Source organism: Klenkia soli (assembly GCF_900103975.1).
In the GTDB taxonomy this organism is placed as follows: Bacteria; Actinomycetota; Actinomycetes; order Mycobacteriales; family Geodermatophilaceae; genus Klenkia; species Klenkia soli.
This window is the reverse complement of the sequence record NZ_FNIR01000007.1, coordinates 70,524-94,745: the sequence shown is the minus strand read 5'-3', so window position 1 is coordinate 94,745 and position 24,222 is coordinate 70,524. Positions and strand designations below refer to the sequence as shown.

Here is a 24,222-nt window from a genome sequence, read left to right as displayed (position 1 = left end):
ACGGCTCCTGGCCGCGGTGCGATCCGGAGGACCGCGATGTGCACGGCTCAGGTGGTGGGCGTGACCGCGGTGATCGTCACCGGGACGGCAGGGGCGCCGTCCTGGCTGCCGTCGGCGACGCCCGCGGCAGCGATCTGGTCGACGACGCCGAGGCCGGCCTCGTCGACGGTGCCGAAGACGGTGTAGTCGGGCGTCAGCTGGCTGTCGCCGTAGACCAGGAAGAACTGGCTGCCGTCGAAGCCCTGGCCGCTGTTGGCCATCGCCAGCACGCCGCGGCCGTAGGTCTCGGTGCCGTCGACATCGGTCGGGAAGGTGTACCCGGGGCCGCCGGCGCCGGTGCCGGACGGGTCGCCGCACTGGAGGACCTGCAGACCGGGGCTCGTGGTCAACCGGTGGCAGGGGGTGTCGTCGAAGTACCCCTGGGCCGCCAGCGACACGAAGCTCGCCGTGGCGCAGGTGCCCGGGCCGCTGGTGCGCAGCTCGAGGCCGATGTCGCCGGCGCCGGTGGCGACGGTCTCGCGGACGGTGCCGGTCGGCGGTGGGCCCGACGGAGCATCCGGCACGACGTCACCGGCGCTCCCGCGCGGGTCCTCGGTGTACGTGCACGGACCCGCCGAGGTGGTGGCCGTCGGTGCCGGGCCGGAGGTCGGGTCGGCCGGGCTGGCGGTGCCGGTGATCGTGGACGTGCAGCCGGCGAGGACCAGCCCCGCGAGCACCACGGCGCCGGCTGCCCGGCGCCTCATGCGGTCGGGGTGACCGCGGTGATGGTGACCGGGGTAGCCGGTGCGCCGTCCTGGCTGCCGTCGGCGACACCGGCGGCGGCCACCTGGTCCAGGACCCCCAGGCCGGCCTCGTCGATGCTGCCGAAGACGGTGTAGCTGGCCGGCAGCTGGCTGTCGCCGTAGACCAGGAAGAACTGGCTGCCGTCGGTGCCCTGGCCGCTGTTGGCCATCGCCAGCACGCCGCGGCCGTAGGTCTCGGTGCCGGCCACCGCGGTCGGGAAGGAGTAGCCCGGGCCGCCCGTGCCGGTGCCCGACGGGTCGCCGCACTGCAGCACCTTCAGGCCGTCCGAGGTGGTCAGCCGGTGGCAGACGGTGTTGTCGAAGAAGCCCTGGGAGGCCAGCGACGCGAAGCTGGCCGAGGCGCAGACGCCCGGGCCGTCGAAGTCCAGGGTGACGCCGATGTCCCCGGCGCTGGTGGCGATGGTCTCGCCGGCCGTACCGGTGGGCAGGTTGCCCGCGGGCGGGGCGTCGACGGCGAACGTGCCGGAGCTGCCCTGCGCGTCGTAGGTGTAGGTGCAGGAACCCGCGGTGGTGGTCTGCCCGGCCCGCTCGGCACCGGGGCCCGGGGTGGGGGTCGCGGCGGCCGAGGTGGCGGCCGTCGAGCTGCCGGCGGCGGCGGTGCTGTCGTCGTCCCCGCCGAGGCCGGTGACCAGCAGGGCGGCACCCACGACCACGACGACGGCGGCCACCGTCACCCCGATGAGCACGTTGCGACGGCGCCTGCGCTGCTGCTCGGCCCGTCGCTCCAGCTGTCGCTGCAGGTGACGCTGGGCGGCTTGACGGCGCTGCTTGTTGCTGACCACGGGTGCGGAGTCTAGGCAAGCCTTCCTGGCGGTCGGCTGTGACTCCGGTCGTGTCGGTGGTGGCACGTACCCTGCGCAGGTGCTCATCCGCTCGTTCCCCGCCGGCGCGTTCGGCACCAACTGCTACGCCGTGGCCTCGGGTCCGCGGGCCGAGTGCGTGGTCGTCGACCCCGGCATGGACGCCGTCGAGCCCCTCGCGCAGCTGCTCGCCGCCGACGGCCTGAAGCCGGTCGCGGTCGTGCTGACCCACGGGCACCTCGACCACACCTTCTCGGTGCTGCCGGTGTGCGAGGGCTACGACATCCCGGCCTACCTGCACCCCGACGACCTCGGCATGATCGCCGACCCGGTTGCCTGGCACGGCCCGGCGCTGGCGCCGCTCGCGCAGGGCGTCGCGCTGCCCGACCCGGCCGAGGTCCGCCGGCTGGACGACGGCGCCGTGCTGTCCCTGGCCGGCGTCGACCTCACCGTCCGGCACGCACCGGGCCACACGCAGGGCTCGGTCATGTTCTCCCTCGACCTCGACGACTCCCCGGGCCTGCTGGCCGGTGACGTGCTGTTCGCCGGGTCGGTCGGCCGCGTCGACCTGCCCGGCGGGTCGTGGGAGTCGATGCTCGGCTCGCTGCGCGACGTCGTGCTCCCGCTGGACGACGCCACCGTCGTCCTGCCCGGGCACGGGCCGGCCACCACGATCGGCCGGGAGCGGGCGACGAACCCCTACCTGGCCGAGGCCTCCGCCGCCCCGAAGGGCCGCGGGCTGTGAGCGACCTGACCGCCCCGAAGGGCACCTTCGACGTCCTGCCGCCCGACTCCGCCCGGTTCCTCGCCGTCCGCGACACGCTGACCGCGCCGCTGCGCCGGGCCGGCTACGGCTACGTCGAGACCCCGGTCTTCGAGGACACCGCGCTGTTCGCCCGCGGGGTGGGGGAGTCCACCGACGTCGTCAGCAAGGAGATGTACACCTTCACCGACAAGGGCGGCCGCTCGCTGACCCTGCGCCCCGAGCTGACCGCCGGGTTGATGCGGGCGTTCATCGAGCACCGGCTGTACTCCGGCCCGCTGCCGGTCAAGTTGTGGAGCGTCGGGTCCGCGTTCCGCTACGAGCGACCGCAGGCCGGCCGGTACCGGCACTTCACCCAGGTCGACGTCGAGGCCCTCGGCGTCGACGACCCCGCGCTCGACGCCGAGATGATCGCGCTGGCCGACCAGGGCTACCGCGACCTCGGGCTCACCGGGTACCAGCTGCAGCTGACCTCGCTGGGCGACAGCACCTGCCGCCCGCAGTACCGCGAGCTGCTGACCGCCTTCCTGGCGAAGCTGGACCTGGACGCCGACACCCGGCGTCGCGCCGCGATCAACCCGCTGCGGGTGCTGGACGACAAGCGCCAGCAGGTGCAGGACCAGCTGGTCGACGCCCCCCTGATGGTCGACCACCTCTCCGACACCACGCGCGCGCACTACGACGCCGTCCGCGAGCACCTCGCCGCCCTCGGCGTCGCCTGGGTCGAGGCGCCGCGGCTGGTGCGCGGGCTGGACTACTACACGAAAACCACCTTCGAGTTCGTGCACGGCGGGCTGGGTTCGCAGTCGGCCATCGGCGGCGGCGGGCGCTACGACGGGTTGTCCGCCGCCCTCGGCGGCCCCGACGTGTCGGGCATCGGCTACGCCGTCGGCGTCGACCGCACCATCCTCGCGGTGCAGGCCGAAGGGCTCGACGTCGCCGTCCCGGCCGGCGTGCAGGCCTTCGTCGTCCCGCTGGGTGCCGAGGCCAAGAAGCTCGCCGTCCGGCTGGTGGGGCAGCTGCGCGCGGCGGGGGTCTCGGCCGACACCGTGTACGGCGACCGCGGGCTGAAGGGCGCCATGAAGGCCGCCGACCGCTCGGGCGCCGCGCAGGTGGTGGTGATCGGCGACCGCGACCTCGCCGAGGGCGTCGGGCAGCTGAAGACGATGGCCACCGGCGAGCAGGTCGCCGTCCCCCTCGGTGAGCTGGTCGACCGGGTGCGTGCGACGGTGGGGGCATGAGCATCGAGCAGCGCCCCCTCGGCCGCACCGGCGCCGACGTCTCCGTCGTCGGCCTGGGCACCTGGCAGCTGGGCGGCGACTGGGGCGACGTCAGCTCCGAGGGCGCAGCCGGCGTCCTCGACGCCGCCCTCGACGCCGGCGTCACCCTGCTGGACACCGCCGACGTCTACGGCGACGGCCGCTCCGAGGAGCGGATCCGGCAGGCGCTGGTCACCCGCGCCCAGCGGCCGTTCGTGGCCACCAAGGCCGGCCGCCGCGCCGACCCGTTCGTCGCCGAGACCTACACGCCCGAGAACCTGCGGGCCTGGGTCGACCGCTCGCGCCGCAACCTGGGCGTCGACACCCTCGACCTGGTGCAGCTGCACTGCCCGCCGCCCCCGGTGTACTCCGACCAGCGGGTCTACGACACCCTCGACGCCTTCGTCGCCGACGGCTCGATCGCCGCCTACGGCGTCTCGGTCGAGACCGTGGCCGAGGGGCTGACCGCGCTCGAGCACGAGGGCGTGCAGTCCATCCAGGTGATCCTCAACGTCCTCCGCCGCAAGCCGCTCGAGGAGCTGCTGCCGGCAGCCGCGAAGGCCCAGGTCGGCATCCTCGCCCGGGTGCCGCTGGCCAGCGGGCTGCTGACCGGGAAGTACGACGAGTCGACCACCTTCGCCGCCGACGACCACCGGAACTTCAACCGCAACGGCGAGGCCTTCGACGTCGGCGAGACCTTCTCGGGGGTGCCCTACGACGTCGGTCTCGCCGCCGCCCGCGAGGTCGCCGAGATCGCGCCCGAGGGCGTCACCACCGCGGCCTTCGCGCTGCGCTGGGTCATCGACCAGCCCGGTGTCACCTCCGTGATCCCGGGCGCCCGCAGCGTCGAGCAGGTCCGCGGCAACGTCGCGGCCGCCACCCTCGCCCCGCTCACCACCGACCAGCTCACCGCGCTCGAGCGGGTGTACGACGAGCGCATCCGCGCACACGTGCACGACCGCTGGTAAGCCCTCCCACCCCTCGAAAGGCCGACTCCCTTGTTGCGCACCCACGACGCCGGCACCCTCCGCGCTGCCGACGCCGGCACCACCGTCACCCTCGCCGGCTGGATCGCCCGCCGCCGCGACCACGGCGGGGTGGTCTTCCTCGACCTCCGTGACGGCTCGGGCTACGCCCAGGTCGTCGTGCGGGAGGAGGAGGCGCACGCGCTGCGCAACGAGTTCTGCGTGCTGGTGACCGGCGAGGTCCAGGCCCGGCCGGCGGGCAACGAGAACCCCGAGCTGCCCTCCGGTGCCATCGAGGTCGTGGCCTCGACGCTCGAGGTGCTGTCCACCTCGGCACCGCTGCCGTTCCCGATCGAGACCACCCAGGCCGCCGGCGACGACGTCCGGTACGCCCACCGCTACCTCGACCTGCGCCGCCAGGGCCCGGCCAGGGTCATGAAGCTGCGCAGCGAGATCAACCGCATCGCGCGCGGGGTCATGGGCGGGCAGGGGTTCACCGAGGTCGAGACGCCGTCGCTGACCCGGTCCACCCCCGAGGGCGCGCGCGACTTCGTCGTCCCCGTGCGGCTGCAGCCCGGCTCCTGGTACGCGCTGCCGCAGTCGCCGCAGCTGTTCAAGCAACTGCTGATGATCGGTGGCCTGGAGCGGTACTACCAGATCGCCCGGTGCTTCCGCGACGAGGACTTCCGCGCCGACCGGCAGCCCGAGTTCACCCAGCTGGACTTCGAGATGAGCTTCGTCGACCGGGACGACGTCCTGGACGTCGCCTCCTCGGTGGTCACCGCGCTGTGGGCGGAGCTCGCGTCCCACGACGTCGGCGAGATCCCGCGCATGACCTACCGCGAGGCCATGGACCGCTTCGGCTCCGACAAGCCCGACCTGCGCTTCGGCCTCGAGCTGACCGAGCTCACGGAGTACTTCGCCGACACCCCGTTCCGGGTCTTCCAGTCGCCCTACGTGGGCGCCGTCGTCATGCCCGGGGGCGGGTCGCAGCCGCGGCGCACCTTCGACGCCTGGCAGGACTGGGCCCGCTCCCGCGGCCACAAGGGCCTGGCCTACGTCACCGTCGCCGACGACGGCACGCTGGGCGGGCCGGTCACCAAGAACATCTCCGACGCCGAGCGCGCCGGACTGGTCGAGGCCGTCGGCGCATCCCCGGGTGACTGCATCTTCTTCGCCGCCGGGCCCCGCCGGCCGGCGCAGGAGCTGCTGGGCGCGGCCCGCAACGAGATCGCCAAGCGCCTCGAGCTGGTCCCCGAGGGCTCGTGGTCCTTTTTGTTCGTCGTCGACTTCCCGATGTTCGAGGAGACCGAGGACGGCGGCTGGACGTTCATGCACCACCCCTTCACCTCGCCGACCCCCGAGTGGCGCGAGCGGTTCGCCGAGGACAAGGGCGCGGCGCTGTCCGACGCCTACGACCTGGTGATCAACGGCAACGAGTGCATGTCCGGGTCGGTCCGCATCCACGACGCCGCGCTGCAGGAGCGGGTCTTCGAGACCCTCGGCATGTCCCGCGAGGAGGCCCGCGAGCGGTTCGGCTTCTTCCTCGAGGCGTTCGCCTACGGCCCGCCGCCGCACGCCGGCGCGGCCCTGGGCTGGGACCGGCTCACCGCGCTGCTGGCCGGCGTCGACTCCATCCGCGAGGTCATCGCCTTCCCGAAGACCGGGGCCGGCTACGACCCGCTGACCGGGGCCCCCACCCCGATCAGCGAGGCCCAGCGCAAGGAAGCCGGCATCGACGCGGAGCCCGAGCAGCCCGAGGCGTGACGGGGGGCCGGGCGCGCAGCGGCCGTGGGTAACCTGCGGCACATGCTGCGCGCCCGCACCCTGCTCGGACCCGGCCCCTGCAACCCCTACCCGGAGGCCACGGTCGCCCTCGGGCAGCCGCTGCTCGGGCACCTCGACCCGCTCTTCCTCCAGGTGCTCGACGAGACCTCCGACCGCCTGCGCACCGTCTTCGGCACGCAGAACCGGCGCACGCTGCCGCTGTCGGCCACCGGGTCGGCTGGCATGGAGGCCGCGTTCGTCAACACGCTGGGCCCCGGCGACGTCGCCGTGGTCGCGGTGAACGGCCTGTTCGGCCAGCGGATGGTCGAGGTGGCCTCCCGCACCGGTGCCGAGGTGGTCGCCGTCGAGCACGAGTGGGGCCAGCCGGTCGACACCGACCGGGTGCTCGCGGCCCACCCCTCGCCCAAGGTCATCGCCGCGGTGCACGCCGAGACCTCCACCGGGGTGGAGTCCGACATGGCGGCCCTGGGCGCCGGCAAGGGCGACGCCCTCCTGGTCGCCGACTGCGTGACCTCGTTGGGCGGCATCCCCGTGGCGCTGGACGAGTGGGGCGTGGACATCGCCTACTCCGGGTCCCAGAAGTGCCTGGGCGTCGCCCCCGGACTGGCGCCGTTCACGATCTCCGACCGCGCGTGGGAGCGGCGCATCACCCGCCCGCAGTCGTGGTACCTCGACCTGGGTCTGCTCGGCGGGTACGCCGGTGAGGCCGGTGGCTCGGGCGGCCGCACCTACCACCACACCGCGCCCACCGGCATGGTCGTCTCGCTGCACGCCGGCCTGGGCCGGGTGCTGGAGGAGGGGCTGGACGCCGTCCACGCCCGGCACGCGGCCGCCGGCGGCGCGCTGCAGGCCGGCCTCGAGGCCCGTGGCATGCGGCTGTTCGCCGCCGAGGGCCACCGGTTGCCCGAGCTCACCACCGTCTGGGTGCCCGACGGCGTGGACTCCGCGGCCGTGCGCAAGCGCCTGCTGGAGGAGTACGGCATCGAGATCGGCGGCGGGGTCGGCCAGTACGCGGCCACCGTCTGGCGGATCGGGATGATGGGCCACAACGCCCGCCCCGACACGGTGGCGATGTTCCTGGCCGCCCTGGACGCCGTCCTCGCCTGAGACCTCCTCCGCAGTTGATCATCGTCATCCGCAGCTCGGACCCGCTGGACCCCGGCGTATGCGACCTGCCGATGGCGATGATCACACCTGGCGAGGTGGTCGCCAGCCACGGCTGAGCAACGCTCTGCGGCTGCGGTCCACGACGGTGCGGGCGTTCCGGTGGCGGTTGGCGAAGCGCAGCAGCAGGTACCCGTCGGCCGCCATCAGCGAGTAGCGGTCGACGTCCCGGTCGAACTGGTCGGGCTCGGCGTGCTGGCGACCCTCGTACTCCCCGAGCACCCGCCACTCCTCCCACCCCAGGTCCGCGTGGGCGACGACAGCGCCCCGCCGGTCCCGGACCGGAACCTGCAGCTCCACCGGTGGCAGATCGCTGTCCAGCAACCACCAGCGCACCTGGCTCTCCGGACGGGACATGGCCCGGCCATCCAGGTGCGGGGCGACGGTCCGCGCGCGGACGACGCCCCGGGCTCGGCCGCCGCGAGCCAGACGAGCGCTGAGCTCCTCGTCGGTCATCGCCCCAGCGCGGAGCAGCGCATCGCCGACGGCGCAGAGCTCGTCGGCGGACATGATCGCCGCGCAGTCCAGGAAGGTCTGCGGCCCGCTGGTCACCCGGAGGCCGTCGCGCACCACGACGTCCTCCGCGGTGAGGGTGCGGATCCGGGTCACCACCTCGGCCCGCTGGGGGAGCACCCGGCGAGGGGTGAGCGCGACCGTGGGGCGGGCCGGCATGGCGACGTGGGCGCCCAGCACGTGGGCGGCGGTCAGGTGGCTGAAGGCCGCGTCGTCCGGCAGCCCCTGGGCGAGCAGCGCCAGGCGCTCCCGCCCGTCGAGGGCGTCGGCGAGCTGCACCCAGCGGTCGTGGGCCAGGTGCAGCCAGTCGGCACCTTGCCGGCGTCCGCGTCCGGCACCGCCAGCGGTCGCCTGCGCGGCGGTCAGCACTCGTGGGACGTCCATGCGGACACGGTGCGACCGCAGCACGGGCGGTGGAGCGTCCGGACCAGATCTGTGGACGACGCCCGCCGGTGTAGACACCCGCGCCCACGCCGGCCCTCGATGTGCCGGAGCCCTCCAGTGTTGTTGATCATGGTGAGCGGCAGGCGGGACACGCCCGACCACGGCGGGTCCCACCTGCACCTGACGATGATCATCAACGGGACGGGCGAGCGGGCGTGGGTCAGGCGGTCGTGTTCAGCCTCGCCAGGTGCTCCGCCGTCAGCTGGACGTGACTCGCGGCGGCGGAGTCCTGGATGCTGCGCGGCTTGCTGGCCCCGGGGATCGGGATGACGACGTCGGCCTGGGCGAGGTGCCACGCCAGCGTCACCTGGTAGACCGACACCCCCAGCTCGTCGGCCACCGCGGCGAACTCGGACGCCGTGTCGGCCAGCGAGCCGGCGTCGCCCATGCCGCCGAACGGGCTCCACGGGAACCAGGCGATGCCCAGCGCCGCGCAGTGCGCGAGCTCGTCGGCCGAGGAGCGGAAGCCGGGGGAGAACTGGTTCTGCACGCTGACGAACGCGTCGCCGCAGATCGCCCGGGCCTCGTCGATCTGCCCGACGTCGGCGTTGGACACCCCGACCATCCGCACCTTGCCGGCGTCGACGAGGTCCTTGAGCGCGCCCATCGAGTCCGCCCACGGCGTCTGCGGGTCGGGGCGGTGGAACTGGTACAGCCCGATGGCGTCGACCCCGAGGGCCTGCAGCGAGGCGTCGCAGGCCCGGCGCAGGTGCTCGGGCGAGCCGTCCAGGCCCCACTCGGAGCCGCCGGGCCGGGTGTGCCCGCCCTTGGTGGCGACGAGGACGTCGTCCGGCCCGCCCCAGGACCGGACCGCGGCGGCCACCGTGCGCTCGTTGTGGCCGACCTCGGTGTCGTCGAGGCAGTAGGCGTCGGCGGTGTCGATCAGGGTGACGCCGGCGTCGAGGGCGGCGTGCACGACGGCCTCGGCCGCCTCGGGGGAGGGGCGCTGCGCGGTGACGGACAGGGGCATCGCGCCCAGGCCGATGGCCGACACGGTGACCCGGCCGACGACGTCGTTGCCGATGGTGCGGTGCTGCACGGGGAGTCCTCTCGTGGATGGGAACTACCGGGACTGTCTGCCCCCGCCGGTAGCGTCGCAAGCGTGAGCACCCTGTTCGACCCGGCGCCCGAGGAGCGCCCGGCCGCCGTCGACCCCGGGGCACCGCTCGCGGTCCGCATGCGCCCGCGCGGGCTGGACGAGGTGGTCGGCCAGAAGCACCTGCTCGGCCCCCGGGCACCGCTGCGCCGCCTGGTCGAGGCCGACGAGCCGATGTCGCTGGTGCTCTACGGCCCACCCGGCACCGGCAAGACCACCCTGGCGCACGTCATCTCGCTGGCCACCAAGCGCAAGTTCGTGCAGCTGTCCGCGCTCGACGCCGGGGTGAAGGAGGTCCGCGCGGTCATCGCCGCGGCCAAGAGCGAGCTGGTGCACGGCAACCGGCGCACCGTCCTGTTCATCGACGAGGTGCACCGGTTCTCCAAGACCCAGCAGGACTCCCTGCTGTCGGCGGTGGAGGACCGGATCGTCAGCCTGATCGCGGCCACCACCGAGAACCCGTTCTTCTCGGTGGTCTCACCGCTGCTGTCCCGGTCGCTGGTGCTGGCGCTGCAGTCGCTGTCCGACGACGACGTCCGCGAGGTGCTGCACCGGGCGATCGCCTCCGACCGCGGCCTGGCCGGTGCGATCACCCTCGCCGAGGACGCCGAGGAGCACCTGCTGCGGGTGGCCGGCGGCGACGCCCGCAAGGCGCTGACCGCGCTGGAGTCCGGCGCGGGGGCCGCGCAGGCCGCCGGGGTGCCGGTGCTCGACCTGGCCACGCTGGAGACCGCGGTCGCGCAGGCCGCCGTCCGCTACGACCGGGCCGGCGACCAGCACTACGACGTCGCCAGCGCGCTCATCAAGAGCATCCGGGGATCCGACGTCGACGCCGCGATGCACTACCTGGCCCGCATGGTCGAGGCCGGCGAGGACCCGCGCTTCATCGCCCGCCGGCTGGTGATCAGCGCCAGCGAGGACATCGGCATGGCCGACCCCACCGCCCTGCCGGTCGCCGTGGCCGCCGCCGACGCGGTGGCGTTCATCGGCATGCCCGAGGGCCACTTCGCCCTGGCCCAGGCCGTGGTCCACCTGGCCACCGCGCCGAAGTCCAACGCGATCACGGTGGCGATCTCCGAGTCCGTGGCCGACGTCCGGGCCGGCCGGGCGGGGCCGGTCCCGGCCGGGCTGCGCGACGCCCACTACGCCGGGGCCAAGAAGCTCGGCCACGGCGCGACCTACGCCTACCCGCACGACCACCCCGACGGCGTCCTGGCCCAGCAGTACCCGCCCGACGCCCTGGTCGGTCGCGACTACTACCGCCCGACCGGGCGCGGGGCGGAGGCCGGCATCGGCGCCCGGCTGACCAAGCTGCGGGCGATCGTCCGGCGCAGGCGATGACCGTCGGCACCCGCAGCTAGGGTGACCCGAGCCTGGAGACCGCCGGGCCGGCAGTCCAGATCCACGAGCAAGGGGAACCACGTGTCCGCAGGAGAGATCGCCGGGCTCATCGCCGCCGGCGCGTTGGTGCTGCTGGTGGTGCTGCTCGCCGTGCCGCTGCTGAAGCTGGGTCGCACCCTCGACGAGACCACGCTGACCATCCGCCAGGTCCGCGAGCAGAGCCAGCCCATCCTGAGCCAGGCGTCGACGACGGTCACCCACGTCAACGCCAACCTCGAGCGGGTCGACGACATCACCGGCAACGCGGCCAACGTGTCCAGCAACGTCGCCGCGCTCACCAGCGTCTTCGCCGCGACCCTGGGCAGCCCGCTGATCAAGGCCGCCGCGTTCAGCTACGGCGTGCGCAGCGCGGTCAGCAAGAAGCGCGAGGGCCAGGCCCTGGCGGCCAGCCAGCGCGACCAGAAGGCCGAGCGCCGCGCGCGCCGGTCGGCCCGGCGGGCCGGCTGATGCGCCGCATGTTCTGGCTGGCCATGGGCGTCACCATCGGCGTCCTCGTCGTGCGCAAGATGTCCGCGGCCGCCGAGCGGCTGACCCCGCAGTCGGTCGCCGGCCAGCTGGCCGACGGGCTGCGCGACCTGGGTGACGCGATCGCCGACTTCGGCGCCGACGTCCGCGCCGCCGCCGCCAACCGCGAGGAGGAGCTGCGCGAGGGCACCGGCCTGGACGCCCCGCTCCCCACCCGCGACCAGGCCACCGCCGACGGTCAGGCCGCCATCAACGCCCGCCGCGGTGCGCACGCCGCCGACTCCTGAACCCTTCCCGAAGCCAGCACACCCGGGCGCCCTGCCGGGCCCGACCGAGAACGAGCTGAGATGCAGACCGCCGAGATCCGTCGCCGTTTCCTGGAGCACTTCGAGCAGCGCGGGCACACCGTCGTCCCCAGTGCCTCCCTGGTGTCCCCGGACCCCTCGCTGCTGTTCACCGTCGCCGGCATGGTGCCGTTCATCCCGTACCTGACCGGCCGGGAGCCCGCGCCGTACCCGCGGGCCACCAGCGTGCAGAAGTGCGTGCGCACCCTCGACATCGAGGAGGTGGGCAAGACCACCCGGCACGGCACGTTCTTCCAGATGAACGGCAACTTCTCCTTCGGCGACTACTTCAAGGACGGCGCCATCGAGGCGGCCTGGTCGCTGATCACCACCTCCGTCGAGGACGGCGGTCTGGGCATCCCGACGGACAAGATCTGGGTCACCGTCTACCTGGACGACGACGAGGCCGCCGAGGCCTGGGCCCGCATCGCCGGGTTGCCCGCCGAGCGCATCCAGCGGCTGGGCAAGGAGAGCAACTACTGGTCGACCGGGGCGGCCGGCCCGGCCGGTCCCTGCTCGGAGATCTTCTTCGACCGCGGTCCGGAGCACGGCCCGGACGGCGGCCCGCTGGTCGACGAGGGCGGTGACCGCTTCGTCGAGATCTGGAACCTCGTCTTCATGCAGTACGAGCGCGGCGACGGCGAGGGCAAGGACTTCCCGATCCTCGGCGAGCTGCCGAAGAAGAACATCGACACCGGCATGGGCATGGAGCGGGTGGCCTTCCTGCTCCAGGGCGTCGACAACATGTACGAGATCGACGAGGTCGCCCCGGTCCTGCACCGGGCTGCCGAGCTGGCCGGGGTCACCTACGGCGCCGACCACGACACCGACGTGCGGCTGCGCGTCGTCGCCGACCACGTCCGGTCCGGGCTGATGATCATCGGGGACGGCGTGACCCCGGGCAACGAGGGCCGCGGCTACATCCTGCGCCGGCTGCTGCGCCGTGCGGTCCGCTCGATGCGGCTGCTGGGCGTCGAGGGCGCGGTGCTGCCCACCCTCCTGCCGGTCAGCCGCGACGCGATGAGCCCGAGCTACCCCGAGCTGGCGACCGACTTCGCGCGGATCAGCTCGGTCGCCTACGCCGAGGAGGAGGCCTTCGCGCGCACGCTCACCGCCGGCACCGCGCTGCTGGACACCGCGGTGACCCAGCTGAAGAGCGCCGGAACGCCCCAGCTGCCCGGCGCGCAGGCCTTCCAGCTGCACGACACCTACGGCTTCCCGATCGACCTCACGCTGGAGATGGCCGCCGAGCAGGGCGTCACCGTCGACGAGGCCGGGTTCCGCGCGCTCATGACCGAGCAGCGCGACCGGGCCCGGGCCGACGCCCGGTCCAAGCGCACCGGCGGGGTCGACGTCAGCCGGTTCTCCGAGCTGCTGACCCAGCACGGCCCCACCGACTGGCGGGCCTACGACACGCTGCGCACCGAGTCCCGCGTGCTCGGCGTGGTCGGCGACGCCGAGGTCGCCGGCCCCGGCGAGCTCACCCGGGTCGTGCTCGACGCCACGCCGTTCTACGCCGAGTCCGGCGGGCAGGTCGCCGACGCCGGCCACCTCGTGTGGGACGGCGGCCGCGCCGAGGTCGTCGACGTCCAGCGCCCCGTCAAGGGTCTGGTCGCGCACCAGGTGCGGGTGATCGAGGGCGAGCTGCGGGACGGCGTCGAGCTGGCCGCCGAGGTCGACCTCGAGTGGCGTCGCTCGGCCTGCCAGGCCCACTCGGGCACCCACGTGGTGCACGCCGCGCTGCGGCGGGTGCTCGGTCCGCAGGCGCTGCAGGCCGGTTCCTACAACCGACCCGGCTACCTGCGGCTGGACTTCGCCTGGCAGGGCGCCCTCACCGGGCAGCAGCGCACCGACATCGAGGACGTCGCCAACGCCGCCGTCCGCGAGGACCAGGCGGTCCGGGCGCTGTGGATGTCGCTGCCCGAGGCCCGCGAGTTCGGTGCCCTGGCGCTGTTCGGCGAGACCTACGGCGAGCAGGTGCGCGTCGTGGAGATCGGCGGCGAGTGGTCCCGCGAGCTGTGCGGTGGCACCCACGTGCGCGGCAGTGCGCAGATCGGCCCGCTGGCGCTGACCGGCGAGAGCTCGGTCGGCTCGGGCTCCCGGCGCGTCGAGGCGGTGGTCGGGCTGGAGGGCTTCCGCTACCTGGCCCGCGAGCGCGACCTGGTGCGTCAGCTGTCGGACCTGCTGAAGACCCCGCAGGACGGTCTCGTCGAGCGGGTCACCGGCATGCTGGCCCGTCAGCGGGACGCCGAGCGCGAGCTGGGTGAGCTGCGCGGTGCGCAGACGCTGGCCGCTGCCGGTGACCTGGCCGCGGCTGCCCGCGAGGTCGCCGGCGTGCAGCTGGTCACCGGGGCACCGGCGGGGTTGTCCGGCGGTGACCTGCGGGGCCTGGTCCTCGACGTCCGTGGTCGGCTGGGCACCGATCGTCCGGCCGCGGTGGTGCTGGCCTCGGAGGCCGACGGGAAGGTGGCCCTGGTGGCCGCGCTCAACCCGGCGGCCCAGGAGCGTGGCCTGTCGGCCAACGACCTGCTCAGGGCCGCTGCCGGCCCGGTCGGTGGTCGTGGTGGCGGCAAGGCCGACGTGGCGCAGGGCGGGGGCACCGACCCCGCCGGCATCCCCGCCGCGCTGGCCGCCGTCGAGCAGGCGCTGCAGGCGTGACGTCCCCGGAGCCGCCGGTGTGGGTCCCCGGCCGGCGGCTCGGCGTCGACGTCGGCACGGTGCGGGTCGGCGTGGCGATGTCCGACCCCACCGGCTTCCTGGCCTCGCCGCTGGAGACGCTGCCGCGCTCGAGGAAGGGCACCGATCTCGACCGCCTGGCCGCCCTCGTGGTGGAACACGAGGTGGTGGAGGTGGTGGTGGGGGACCCGAGGCACCTGTCGGGTGCGTCCGGGGCTTCCGCCGCCGATGCGGGCGCCTACGCTGGTTCACTGGCCACGCGGATCGGGGACGTCCCGGTGCGTCTCGTCGACGAAAGGCTCTCCACCGTGACCGCAGCCAGTCACCTGCGTGCCGGCGGCATCGACGCCCGTCGGCAGCGTGCGGTCATCGACCAGGCCGCGGCCGTGGTCATCCTGCAGAGCCATCTCGACCGCTGTCGCGCGGCGAGCGGTCGGTGAGCGCATGAACGACGAGGGCACCGGCCGCCGCAGGCGGCACGAGGGCGACGGCGAGGGCCGTCCGGCCGCCGAGTTCCTGGCCGAGTGGCACACCGGCGAGTTCCCGGCGGTCGACGCCGACCCGACCGGCCCGCTGACCGGTGGTCGCCGGGCACGGCGTCGCGCCGCCGAGGAGGCTGCCCGCGGGGGGGCAGTCCGACCTCCGCAGGCCCCGGACGACGACGCCACCCGTCGGACCCCCTTGGTGCCCAGCGCGCAGCCGACGTCCCGTGGCCCGGTGCCGCGCCCGCCGGTGAGCGCCCTGTCCGGGCTGGTGCTGGGCTCGACCGGCGAGACGCCGGCGGTGCGCGCACCCCGTGACGCGCCGGGCGTCGACGACGAGCACGCGACCGACCGGCACGCCCGGGTCCGGGCCGACGACGCCGGGCACCACGACGACCACGCCGGGCACCACGACGACGACGCCGGGCACCACGACGACCGTGCCGACGACGACCACCTGGACGAGCACCCAGCCACCGAGGAGCACCCCGCCGCCCGGTACCCGGAGACCGAGGAGCACCCCGCCGCCCGGTACCCGGAGACCGGTGAGCACCCGGAGACCGGTGAGCACCCGGAGACCAGGGAGCACCCGGCCACCGGCGACCACCCCGTGTGGGACCAGACCGGTGGTCTGGAGGTCATCGGCGCCGACCACGAGGAGGACCGCGGCCGACGGGGGCGACGCTCCCGCGGGGGTGCGGCGTCCCGTCGGCCCCGCCGTCGCCGGCGGCCGATCACGATCGTCGTGTCCCTGCTGGTGCTCGCCGGTCTGGTGGTCGGCATCGTGGTCGGCGGGCAGTGGCTGATCCAGAAGATCAACCCGACGGCGGCCGACTACACCGGGTCGGGCAGCGGCGAGGTGCAGATCCGCGTCGAGAGCGGTGACTCCCTCACCGCCATCGGCAACACGCTGGTCGACAACGACGTGGTGGCCTCGGCGGAGCCGTTCGTGGACGCCGCCTCGGCCAACCCGGCCGCGGCCGGCATCCAGCCCGGCGTCTACAGCATGGCCCTGCAGATGAGCGGGCAGGCAGCCCTGGACCGGTTGCTGGACCCGGCCTCGCGGTTGTTCGCCCGGGTCACCGTGCGCGAGGGCCTGCAGGTGAGCGCGACGCTGCAGGCCATCGCCGACAACTCCGAGATCCCGCTCGCCGACCTGCAGGCCGCGGCCGCTGACCCGGCGGCCCTGGGTCTGCCGGCGTGGGCGAACGGCATGCTCGAGGGCCACCTGTTCCCGGCCACCTACGACATCGAGCCGGGCCAGACCGCCGTCCAGGTGCTCAGCAGCATGGTGGCGCGCGCCGAGCAGACGTTCGACTCGCTGCAGATCCCCGAGGCCGACCGGCAGCGGGTGCTCACCGAGGCCAGCCTCGTGCAGGCCGAGGCAGCGACGAGCGAGGACATGTCGAAGGTGGCCACGGTCATCGACAACCGCATCGCCGACGGCATGCCGTTGCAGTTCGACACCACGGTGAACTTCGCCACCGGCAAGTCCGGCATCACCACCACGGCCGAGGACCGCGCCACCGATTCGCCGTACAACACCTACCTGTACCCCGGCCTCCCGCCGGGTGCGATCGACAGCCCCGGTGAGGAAGCCCTCCAGGCGGTGCTCAACCCCACGCCGGGTGACTGGATCTACTTCGTGGTGGTGAACCCCGACACCGGCGAGACCCGGTTCGCGGCGACCGCCGAGGAGCACGCCGCCAACGTGGCGCTGTTCCAGCAGTGGCTGCGCGACAACCCCGATGGCTGAGCGCGCCGCCGTCCTCGGTCGCCCGATCGCGCACTCGTTGAGCCCGGTGCTGCACCGGGCCGCCTACGCCGCCCTCGGGCTCGACGACTGGACCTACGAGGCGCTCGACCTCGGGGCCGAGGAGTTGCCGGTGCTGCTGGCCGGGCTCGACGAGGAGTGGCGGGGCTTCTCGGTCACCATGCCGTGCAAGCAGGCCGCGGCGGCCGTGGCCACCGAGTCCGACCCGCTGCCGCTGCTGCTGGGTGCGGCGAACACGCTGGTGCGCGTGCCCGGTGGGTGGCGGGCCGAGAACACCGACGTCACCGGGGTCGGCATGGCCCTGCAGCTGGCCGGGGTCGACCACGTCGAGCACGCCGCGATCCTCGGCAACGGGGGGACGGCGACCGCGGCGGCGGTCGCCCTGGCCAGCCTGGGCGCGCAGACCGTCGACGTCGTGGTCCGGGACCCCGCGCGGGCGGCCGGCGTCGTCGCCGTCCTGGGTGCCCTCGACGTGACCGCCCGGGTGGCCACCTTCGCGCAGACCCCCGAGGTCGCCGCCCCGGTCGTGGTCAGCACCGTGCCCGTCGACGGCCAGACCACCGTGGCCGGGCTGCACTGGCAGCCGGGCCAGACCGTCCTGGACGTGCTGTACGCGGGGTGGCCGACCCCGCTGGCCGCGGCGGTCGAGGACGCCGGCGGCACCACGGTGCACGGCATCGAGGTGCTCTTCTGGCAGGCCACCGTCCAGGTCGAGCTGATCACCGGGCGTCCGGCCCCCATCGAGGCGATGCGCGCCGCGCTGGACGCCGTCGTCCCCCGCTGACCGTGCTGCCGCTCGCCGCCGGCCTGCTGGGTGCTGCCCTCGGGCCCTGGCTGGCCCGGGCCACGGTCCGGTTCGCCAGCCGCGACCCGGGGGCGGTGCCCGGCCGCGCGCGGGCCGCGCTGACCGCCGTGGTCACCGCGGGGTCGCTGGCCGGCGTCGCCGCGCTGGTCGGGCCGCGGCCGGTGCTGGCCGGCGTGCTGTGGCTGACCGGGGCGGGGGTGGTGCTCGCCGGGGTCGACCTCGCCACCCACCGGCTCCCCGACGCCGTGACCTTCCCCGCCCTGGCGGTGCTCCTGGTGTCGGTCGGCGTCGACGCGGCGGTGGTCGGGTCGGTGGACCGGGCCAGGGACGGCGTGGTGCTCGGGGCGCTGGCCTTCGGGGTGGCCGCGGCGGTGCGGCTGGTCACCCCGGCCGGGCTGGGGTTCGGCGACGTCAAGCTGCTCGCACCGCTCGGGGTGCTGCTCGGCTGGCGCGGCGGCGGTCCCCTGCTGCTGACCGGCCTGTTCCTCGGGTTGCTGCTGGGCGCCCTGGGCAGCCTCGTGCTGCTGGCCCTGCGGCGGGCCCGCTGGCGCTCGGCGGTGCCCTTCGGCCCGCCGCTGCTGGTCGGCGCCGCGCTGGCGTTCGCGCTGGCCGGACCGCTCTGAGCAGAGCTGTCGGACCCGGCTGGCACACTCCACCCCATGTTGCGCTGGCTGACCGCCGGTGAGTCGCACGGTCCGCAGCTCACCGCCATCCTCGAAGGACTCCCCGCCGGCGTGGCGGTGGAGACGACCGACCTCGACGCCCAGCTCGCCCGCCGGCGGCTGGGCCACGGCCGCGGTGCCCGCATGGCCTTCGAGCAGGACGTCGTCACCCTGACCGGCGGGGTGCGGCACGGGCTCACCCAGGGCGGCCCGATCGCCGTCCAGGTGGGCAACACCGAGTGGCCCAAGTGGACGACGGTCATGGCGGCCGACCCGGTCGACCCCGAGCTGATCGCGAACCGGGCCCGCAACGCCCCGCTGACCCGGCCCCGCCCGGGTCACGCCGACCTCGCCGGCATGCAGAAGTACGGGTTCGACGACGCCCGGCCGGTGCTCGAGCGGGCCAGCGCGCGTGAGACGGCCGCTCGGGTGGCGCTGGGCGCGATCGCCGAGGCGTTCCTGCACCAGGTGCTCGGCGTGCGGGTGGTCAGCCACGTGGTCGGCATCGGTGCGGTCACCGCGCCCGACGGCGTGCTGCCCGGCCCCGACGACTCCGACGCCCTCGACGCCGACCCGGTGCGCTGCGCCGACCCGGCGACCAGCGCCCGCATGCAGGCCGAGATCGACGACGCCCACGACAGCGGCGACACCCTGGGCGGGGTCATCGAGGTGGTCGTGCACGGGCTGCCGCCGGGGCTGGGCTCGCACGTGCACTGGGACCGCCGGCTCGACAGCCGCCTGGCCGGTGCGCTGATGGGCGTGCAGTCGGTGAAGGCGGTCGAGGTCGGCGACGGCCTCGAGACCGCCCGCCGGCGCGGCTCGGTGGCCCACGACGAGATCGACGTGATCGGTCCCGGCACGGTCGCCCGGCGCACCGACCGGGCCGGCGGCATCGAGGGCGGGATGACCAACGGCGAGGTGCTGCGGGTGCGGGCGGCCATGAAGCCGATCAGCACCGTGCCGCGCGCCCTGGCCACCCTGGACACCACCACCGGCGAGGCGGCCGAGGCGATCCACCAGCGCAGCGACGCCTGCGCCGTGCCCCGGGGCTCGGTCGTGATGGAGGCGATGGTCGCCCTGGTGCTGGCCGACGCCGTCCTGGAGAAGTTCGGCGGTGACTCCGTGGCCGAGACCCGCCGCAACGTGACCGGCTACCTGGATGGCCTGACGTGGCGCTGACGCCCGCCGACGGCCCGCGGGTGGTGCTCGTGGGGCCACCCGCCTCGGGCAAGACGACGGTGGGCACCCGGCTGGCCCAGGAGCTCGGCTGCCCGTTCCGCGACACCGACCACGACGTCGAGGCCGAGGCCGGCACGTCGGTGGCCGACGTGTTCGTCACCCACGGCGAGCCGCACTTCCGGGCGATGGAGGAGCGGGCCGTGGCCCGCGGGCTGGCCGAGCACGACGGTGTCCTGGCCCTCGGCGGTGGCGCCGTGACCAGTGCGCACACCCGAGCGCTGCTGGTCGACCACGGCCGGGCGGGCGGCACCGTGGTGTGGCTGGACGTCGACCTGCCGACCGCGGCCAAGCGCGTCGGGCTCTCCCGCGACCGGCCGATCCTGGGGGTCAACCCGCGGCAGATGCTGCGGCAGATGCTCGAGACCCGCGCGCCGCTGTACGGGGAGGTCTCCACCCTGCACCTGCAGACCGGGGGCCGACCGGTGGCCGCCGTGGTCGCCGACGTCCTCGCCGCGCTGCCCGCCGTCGGCAGCCCGACATGAGCACCCGCGTCCCCGTCGCGGGCGACCGGCCCTACGACGTCGTCGTCGGCCCCGGCGCCCGGCAGGAGCTGGCCCTCCTCCCGCAGACGGTGCTCGCCGGCGCCACCCGCGCGGCCGTCGTGCACACCGCCTCCACCGCAGCCCTCGCCGGCGAGGCGGTCGCCCTGCTGCAGAGCGCGGGGCTGGCCGCGGAGGCGCTGGTGGTGCCCGACGGCGAGGCGGCCAAGACCGCCGAGGTCGCCGCCGGGCTCTGGGCCCAGCTGGGCAGTCTCGGGTTCACCCGCACCGATGCCGTGGTCGGCGTCGGCGGGGGAGCGGTCACCGACCTGGCCGGGTTCGTCGCGGCGACCTGGCTGCGCGGCGTGCGGGTCGTGCAGGTGCCCACCACCCTGCTGGGCATGGTCGACGCCGCCGTCGGCGGCAAGACCGGCATCAACACCGCGGCCGGCAAGAACCTGGTCGGCGCCTTCCACCCGCCGGTCGCCGTGCTCGTCGACACCGAGACCCTCGACGCCCTGCCCGCAGCCGAGTTCCGCTCCGGGCTGGCCGAGGTGGTCAAGTGCGGCTTCATCGCCGACGGCGCGATCCTCGACCTGCTCGCCGCCGACCCCGCCGGGCGGACGTCGACCACCGAGCTGATCACCCGGGCCGTCCAGGTCAAGGCCGACGCGGTGGGCGAGGACCTCTACGACACCGGCCGCCGCGAGTTCCTCAACTACGGCCACACGCTGGGCCACGCGATCGAGAAGGCCGAGCACTTCGGCTGGCGGCACGGCGAGGCCGTGGCCGTGGGCCTGGTGTTCGCCGCCGAGCTGGGCGTCGCCGCGGGCCGGCTGCCCCGGGCCGACGCCGACCGGCACCGCGAGCTGGTCGCCGCGATGGGGCTGCCGGTCTCCTACGCCGGCGACTTCGACCGGCTGCGCGCCACGATGGCCGTGGACAAGAAGTCCCGGGGTGCCTCGCTGCGGTTCGTCGTCCTCGACGGCCTGGGCGCGCCGGGCATCCTGACCGACCCCGACGAGGCCTGGCTGCGCACGGCCTGGGCAGCAGTGGAGGCAACGCCGTGAGCATCGTGGTCCTGAACGGGGCGAACCTGGGTCGGCTGGGCACCCGCGAGCCCGAGAAGTACGGCTCGACCACCTACGCCGACCTGGTCGCCCGGATCGAGGCGGTCGCCGCCGAGCTGGGGCAGGACGTCACGGTGCGCCAGACCGACAGCGAGGCCGAGCTGCTGGGCTGGGTGCACGACGCCGCCGACACCGGCACCGCCGTGGTCGTCAACGCGGCCGGCTGGACCCACACCTCGGTGGTGCTGCGCGACGCGCTGGCCCAGGTCGAGGCGCCGGTGGTCGAGGTGCACATCACCAACGTGCACGCCCGCGAGCCCTTCCGGCACCACTCCTACGTCTCCGCGGTGGCCGACGGCGTCGTCGCCGGGCTCGGGGTGTTCGGCTACGAGGCGGCGCTGCGGTACCTGGCCGACCGCGGGGTCCGCTGATGGACCACGCCGGCCGCCGCGACCGGCTCCGGGCCGCGATCGGCGGTCGGGGCATGGACGCCGTCCTGGTCACCGACCTGGTCAACGTCCGCTACCTGACCGGGTTCACCGGGTCGAACGGGGCCCTGCTGGTCCGGGCCGACGGCGCCGACGTGCTCGGCACCGACGGCCGGTACACCACGCAGGCCGGCGCCCAGGTGCCCGACGTCGAGCTGCTCGTCGACCGGGCCACGGCCACCGCGCTGGCCCGGCTGGCGACTGGCCGGGTGGGCTACGAGTCGCACGTGGTCACCGTCGACGGCCTGCGCGGCCTCGAGCAGGCCACGTCGGGGGTCGAGCTGGTGAGCGTGCAGCGGGCCGTCGAGGAGCTCCGCGCGGTCAAGGACGACGACGAGGTCGACGCGCTGCGCCGGGCCTGCGCCGTGGCCGACCGGGCGCTGGCCGAGCTGGCGGTCGAGGGTGCCCTGCGGCCCGGCCGCACCGAGCGCGAGGTCGGCCGCGAGCTCGACGCCCGCATGCTGGCCCTCGGTGCCGAGGCCGTGTCCTTCGAGACCATCGTGGCCACCGGCGCCAACTCGGCGATCCCGCACCACCGGCCCGACGGCACCGAGCTGCGCGGGGGCGACCTCCTCAAGCTCGACTTCGGGGCCACGGTCGACGGCTACCACTCGGACATGACCCGCACCCTGGTGCTCGGGCACGTCGCCGACTGGCAGACCGAGGTGTACGAGCTGGTCCAGGCCGCGCAGGCGGCCGGTCGCGCAGCGCTGGGCGTCGGCGTCGAGGTCACCGCGGTCGACGCCGCCTCCCGCGACGTGATCACCGCGGCCGGGCACGGCGAGCACTTCACCCACGGTCTCGGGCACGGGGTGGGCCTGGAGATCCACGAGGCTCCGGGCATCTCGGCGCTGGGCGCAGGTACCCTGGCCGCTGGCATGGCCGTCACCGTGGAACCCGGGGTGTACCTCCCCGGGCACGGCGGTGTCCGGATCGAGGACACGCTGATCGTGACCGATGGCGAGCCCGAGTTGTTGACCCTCACGAGCAAGGAACTGCTGGTTCTCTAGATGGCTACCACCAACGACCTCAAGAACGGCATCGTCCTCAAGCTGGACGGTCAGCTGTGGACCGTGACCGACTTCCAGCACGTGAAGCCGGGCAAGGGCGGCGCGTTCGTGCGCACCACCCTGAAGAACGTGCTCAGCGGCAAGGTCGTCGACAAGACCTTCAACGCCGGGCTCAAGGTCGAGACCGCGACCGTGGACAAGCGGAACATGACCTACCTGTACAAGGACGGCGCCGACTTCGTCTTCATGGACGGCGACACCTTCGACCAGATCCCGGTGTCCGAGCAGACCGTCGGCGACGCCGCGAACTACCTGCTGGAGAACACCGAGGCCATGGTCGCCGTGCACGACGGCGTCCCGCTGTTCGTCGAGCTGCCGGTCTCCATGGAGCTCGTCGTGGCCCACACCGACCCGGGCCTGCAGGGCGACCGCTCCACCGGCGGCACCAAGCCCGCCACGCTCGAGACCGGCGCCGAGATCCAGGTGCCGCTGTTCATCACCACCGGCGAGAAGCTGAAGGTCGACACCCGCGACGGCCGGTACCTCGGCCGGGTCAGCTAGCACGTGGCCGCCCGTTCCAAGGCGCGCAAGCGCGCGGTCGACGTCCTCTACGAGGCCGACCTGCGCGGCGGTGACGTCCTGCCGCTGCTCCGCGAGCGGGTCGCCGACGGCCACCCGCCGATCGGCGAGCACACCGTGCGGTTGGTCGAGGGCGCGGTCGAGCACGCGGGCGACATCGACCGGCTGATCGGCGAGCACGCCCAGGGCTGGTCGCTGGACCGGCTGCCCGACGTCGACCGCGCGATCCTGCGCATGGCGGTGTTCGAGCTGCTGTGGGTCGACGACGTCCCCGACGCGGTCGTGATCGACGAGGCCGTCGAGCTGGCGAAGAGCCTGTCCACCGACGACTCCGCGGCCTACGTCAACGGCGTCCTCGGCGGCATCCTCCAGGCGCAGATCCCCACGGTCTGACACCGACGACGAAGGGCCCCTCCCGCGTGCGGGAGGGGCCCTTCGTCGTCGTCGTTCAGCGCGGGTTGCGGCGGCGGTCGCCCCAGTCGGCGTCGTCGAGCTCCTCGTCGGCGTAGATGCTGCCGTCGGCGCCGGGCGAGAGCACGCCCCACTCGATCAACCGGGTGGTCAGCTCGTCGGGGCTCATGTCGTAGATGATCGCCAGCGACTTGAGGTCCTCGGTGCGGATCGACAGCACCTTGCCGTTGTAGTCGTGCCGCTGCGCCTGGATGGTCGAGGCGTAGCGGGCCAGCGGGCCGGCCTCGTCGGCGGGCAGGGAGCCCAGCGACTCCAGGTTCAGCACGATCTTGGTGGACTTGGTGATGGCGGAGCTGGGCCGCGGGTCGGGCAGCAGCTCGGCGACCGGCACCCCGTAGAACACGGCGAGCTCGGAGAGCCGCTGCACGGTCACGGCGCGGTCGCCGCGCTCGTAGGAGCCGACCACGACGGCCTTCCAGCGGCCGTGCGACTTGTCCTCGACACCCTGCAGCGAGAGACCCTGCTGGTTCCGGATCGCCCGGAGGCGAGCGCCCAGCGCTCGGGAGTAGTCGGTGCTCATCGTGTCCTGCTCACTCAGTGTCGTCGGATGCGGCTCCTGCTGGTGACGGAGAGTACTCGGTATCGGTGGTGTGCAGCACGTCGAGCACCCCGGTCGGGTGAGATCGCGCCGATGCAGGTCACAACGGGCCGTGCGCTAGCGTCTGGGGCAGTCCATCCCACT

At 74.2% G+C, this 24,222-nt stretch carries 25 protein-coding genes; 20 read left to right on the top strand and 5 right to left on the bottom strand.

Annotated features, from left to right (window positions below; genetic code table 11):
- Window positions 1-47 precede the first annotated feature (47 nt).
- Together BLS67_RS12180 and BLS67_RS12175 are read right to left on the bottom strand one after the other, a co-directional pair.
- Window positions 48-743 (bottom strand): peptidylprolyl isomerase, encoded by a 696-nt coding sequence (locus tag BLS67_RS12180; RefSeq protein ID WP_091245272.1) that lies wholly within the window; start codon window positions 741-743, stop codon window positions 48-50.
- Window positions 740-1,585, bottom strand: coding sequence for a peptidylprolyl isomerase (locus BLS67_RS12175; protein ID WP_091245270.1), 846 nt, complete (start codon window positions 1,583-1,585; stop codon window positions 740-742). Before BLS67_RS12175 ends, BLS67_RS12180 begins: the two co-directional genes overlap by 4 nt.
- Before the next feature lie 79 nt (window positions 1,586-1,664).
- Here BLS67_RS12175 and BLS67_RS12170 point away from each other — a divergent pair, with 79 nt between their 5' ends.
- Genes BLS67_RS12170 through BLS67_RS12150 form a run of 5 tightly spaced genes read left to right on the top strand, consistent with a single transcriptional unit; the run spans window position 1,665 to window position 7,485 of the window.
- On the top strand, window positions 1,665-2,348 hold the full coding sequence (locus BLS67_RS12170) for an MBL fold metallo-hydrolase (protein ID WP_091245268.1): 684 nt from the start codon (window positions 1,665-1,667) through the stop codon (window positions 2,346-2,348).
- A complete protein-coding gene (gene hisS, locus BLS67_RS12165; RefSeq protein WP_091245266.1) occupies window positions 2,345-3,607 on the top strand; it encodes a histidine--tRNA ligase in 1,263 nt (420 codons plus the stop codon). Before BLS67_RS12170 ends, hisS begins: the two co-directional genes overlap by 4 nt.
- Entirely contained in the window at window positions 3,604-4,593 is a 990-nt protein-coding gene (locus BLS67_RS12160) for an aldo/keto reductase (RefSeq protein WP_091245264.1), read from the top strand. The genes hisS and BLS67_RS12160 overlap by 4 nt, the downstream gene beginning before the upstream one ends.
- A gap of 33 nt (window positions 4,594-4,626) precedes the next feature.
- Complete coding sequence (aspS, locus tag BLS67_RS12155; RefSeq protein ID WP_242654023.1) at window positions 4,627-6,357, top strand: aspartate--tRNA ligase; 1,731 nt, start codon at window positions 4,627-4,629, stop codon at window positions 6,355-6,357.
- Between the two features lie 42 nt (window positions 6,358-6,399).
- Window positions 6,400-7,485: a pyridoxal-phosphate-dependent aminotransferase family protein gene (locus BLS67_RS12150; RefSeq protein ID WP_091245259.1), complete on the top strand. Its 1,086-nt coding sequence runs from the start codon at window positions 6,400-6,402 to the stop codon at window positions 7,483-7,485.
- Between the two features lie 81 nt (window positions 7,486-7,566).
- Here BLS67_RS12150 and BLS67_RS12145 read toward each other — a convergent pair whose 3' ends face one another.
- Entirely contained in the window at window positions 7,567-8,439 is an 873-nt protein-coding gene (locus tag BLS67_RS12145; RefSeq protein WP_091245753.1) for a hypothetical protein, read from the bottom strand.
- Between the two features lie 220 nt (window positions 8,440-8,659).
- Window positions 8,660-9,538 carry an aldo/keto reductase gene (locus BLS67_RS12140; protein ID WP_165617565.1) on the bottom strand — a complete coding sequence of 293 codons (879 nt, stop codon included), beginning with the start codon at window positions 9,536-9,538 and terminating at the stop codon, window positions 8,660-8,662.
- A gap of 63 nt (window positions 9,539-9,601) precedes the next feature.
- On the opposite strand from BLS67_RS12140, the gene BLS67_RS12135 reads away from it, so the two are divergent.
- The 15 genes from BLS67_RS12135 to nusB all read left to right on the top strand — a co-directional run bounded on the left by BLS67_RS12135 (window position 9,602) and on the right by nusB (window position 23,462).
- Window positions 9,602-10,936 (top strand): replication-associated recombination protein A, encoded by a 1,335-nt coding sequence (locus tag BLS67_RS12135; protein ID WP_207500524.1) that lies wholly within the window; start codon window positions 9,602-9,604, stop codon window positions 10,934-10,936.
- 81 nt (window positions 10,937-11,017) lie between these two features.
- Window positions 11,018-11,443 (top strand): DUF948 domain-containing protein, encoded by a 426-nt coding sequence (locus tag BLS67_RS12130; protein ID WP_091245258.1) that lies wholly within the window; start codon window positions 11,018-11,020, stop codon window positions 11,441-11,443.
- Window positions 11,443-11,748, top strand: coding sequence for a hypothetical protein (locus BLS67_RS12125; protein ID WP_091245255.1), 306 nt, complete (start codon window positions 11,443-11,445; stop codon window positions 11,746-11,748). The genes BLS67_RS12130 and BLS67_RS12125 overlap by 1 nt, the downstream gene beginning before the upstream one ends.
- A 60-nt stretch (window positions 11,749-11,808) precedes the next feature.
- Window positions 11,809-14,463, top strand: a complete 2,655-nt coding sequence (gene alaS, locus BLS67_RS12120; protein ID WP_091245254.1) for an alanine--tRNA ligase — start codon at window positions 11,809-11,811, stop codon at window positions 14,461-14,463.
- Window positions 14,460-14,921 (top strand): Holliday junction resolvase RuvX, encoded by a 462-nt coding sequence (gene ruvX, locus BLS67_RS12115; protein ID WP_091245251.1) that lies wholly within the window; start codon window positions 14,460-14,462, stop codon window positions 14,919-14,921. Before alaS ends, ruvX begins: the two co-directional genes overlap by 4 nt.
- Window positions 14,922-14,925: 4 nt before the next feature.
- On the top strand, window positions 14,926-16,719 hold the full coding sequence (gene mltG, locus BLS67_RS12110; protein ID WP_091245249.1) for an endolytic transglycosylase MltG: 1,794 nt from the start codon (window positions 14,926-14,928) through the stop codon (window positions 16,717-16,719).
- Window positions 16,712-17,521, top strand: coding sequence for a shikimate dehydrogenase (locus BLS67_RS12105; protein WP_091245247.1), 810 nt, complete (start codon window positions 16,712-16,714; stop codon window positions 17,519-17,521). Before mltG ends, BLS67_RS12105 begins: the two co-directional genes overlap by 8 nt.
- 2 nt (window positions 17,522-17,523) lie before the next feature.
- A complete protein-coding gene (locus tag BLS67_RS12100; protein WP_242654022.1) occupies window positions 17,524-18,165 on the top strand; it encodes a prepilin peptidase in 642 nt (213 codons plus the stop codon).
- A gap of 36 nt (window positions 18,166-18,201) precedes the next feature.
- Complete coding sequence (gene aroC / locus BLS67_RS12095) at window positions 18,202-19,383, top strand: chorismate synthase (RefSeq protein WP_091245244.1); 1,182 nt, start codon at window positions 18,202-18,204, stop codon at window positions 19,381-19,383.
- Window positions 19,374-19,925, top strand: coding sequence for a shikimate kinase (locus BLS67_RS12090; protein WP_242654021.1), 552 nt, complete (start codon window positions 19,374-19,376; stop codon window positions 19,923-19,925). Before aroC ends, BLS67_RS12090 begins: the two co-directional genes overlap by 10 nt.
- Entirely contained in the window at window positions 19,922-20,992 is a 1,071-nt protein-coding gene (gene aroB / locus BLS67_RS12085; protein ID WP_091245240.1) for a 3-dehydroquinate synthase, read from the top strand. Before BLS67_RS12090 ends, aroB begins: the two co-directional genes overlap by 4 nt.
- Entirely contained in the window at window positions 20,989-21,423 is a 435-nt protein-coding gene (gene aroQ, locus BLS67_RS12080) for a type II 3-dehydroquinate dehydratase (protein WP_091245237.1), read from the top strand. Before aroB ends, aroQ begins: the two co-directional genes overlap by 4 nt.
- The gene (locus BLS67_RS12075; protein ID WP_091245236.1) at window positions 21,423-22,490 is read left to right on the top strand and encodes a M24 family metallopeptidase; all 1,068 of its coding nucleotides are present in this window, start codon (window positions 21,423-21,425) and stop codon (window positions 22,488-22,490) included. The genes aroQ and BLS67_RS12075 overlap by 1 nt, the downstream gene beginning before the upstream one ends.
- Window positions 22,491-23,051 carry an elongation factor P gene (efp, locus tag BLS67_RS12070; RefSeq protein ID WP_091245233.1) on the top strand — a complete coding sequence of 187 codons (561 nt, stop codon included), beginning with the start codon at window positions 22,491-22,493 and terminating at the stop codon, window positions 23,049-23,051.
- A gap of 3 nt (window positions 23,052-23,054) precedes the next feature.
- Complete coding sequence (nusB, locus tag BLS67_RS12065) at window positions 23,055-23,462, top strand: transcription antitermination factor NusB (RefSeq protein WP_091245231.1); 408 nt, start codon at window positions 23,055-23,057, stop codon at window positions 23,460-23,462.
- Between the two features lie 55 nt (window positions 23,463-23,517).
- Here the strand turns inward: nusB and bldD are convergent, their stop codons facing one another.
- Window positions 23,518-24,060 carry a transcriptional regulator BldD gene (gene bldD, locus BLS67_RS12060; protein WP_091245229.1) on the bottom strand — a complete coding sequence of 181 codons (543 nt, stop codon included), beginning with the start codon at window positions 24,058-24,060 and terminating at the stop codon, window positions 23,518-23,520.
- Window positions 24,061-24,222 lie beyond the last annotated feature (162 nt).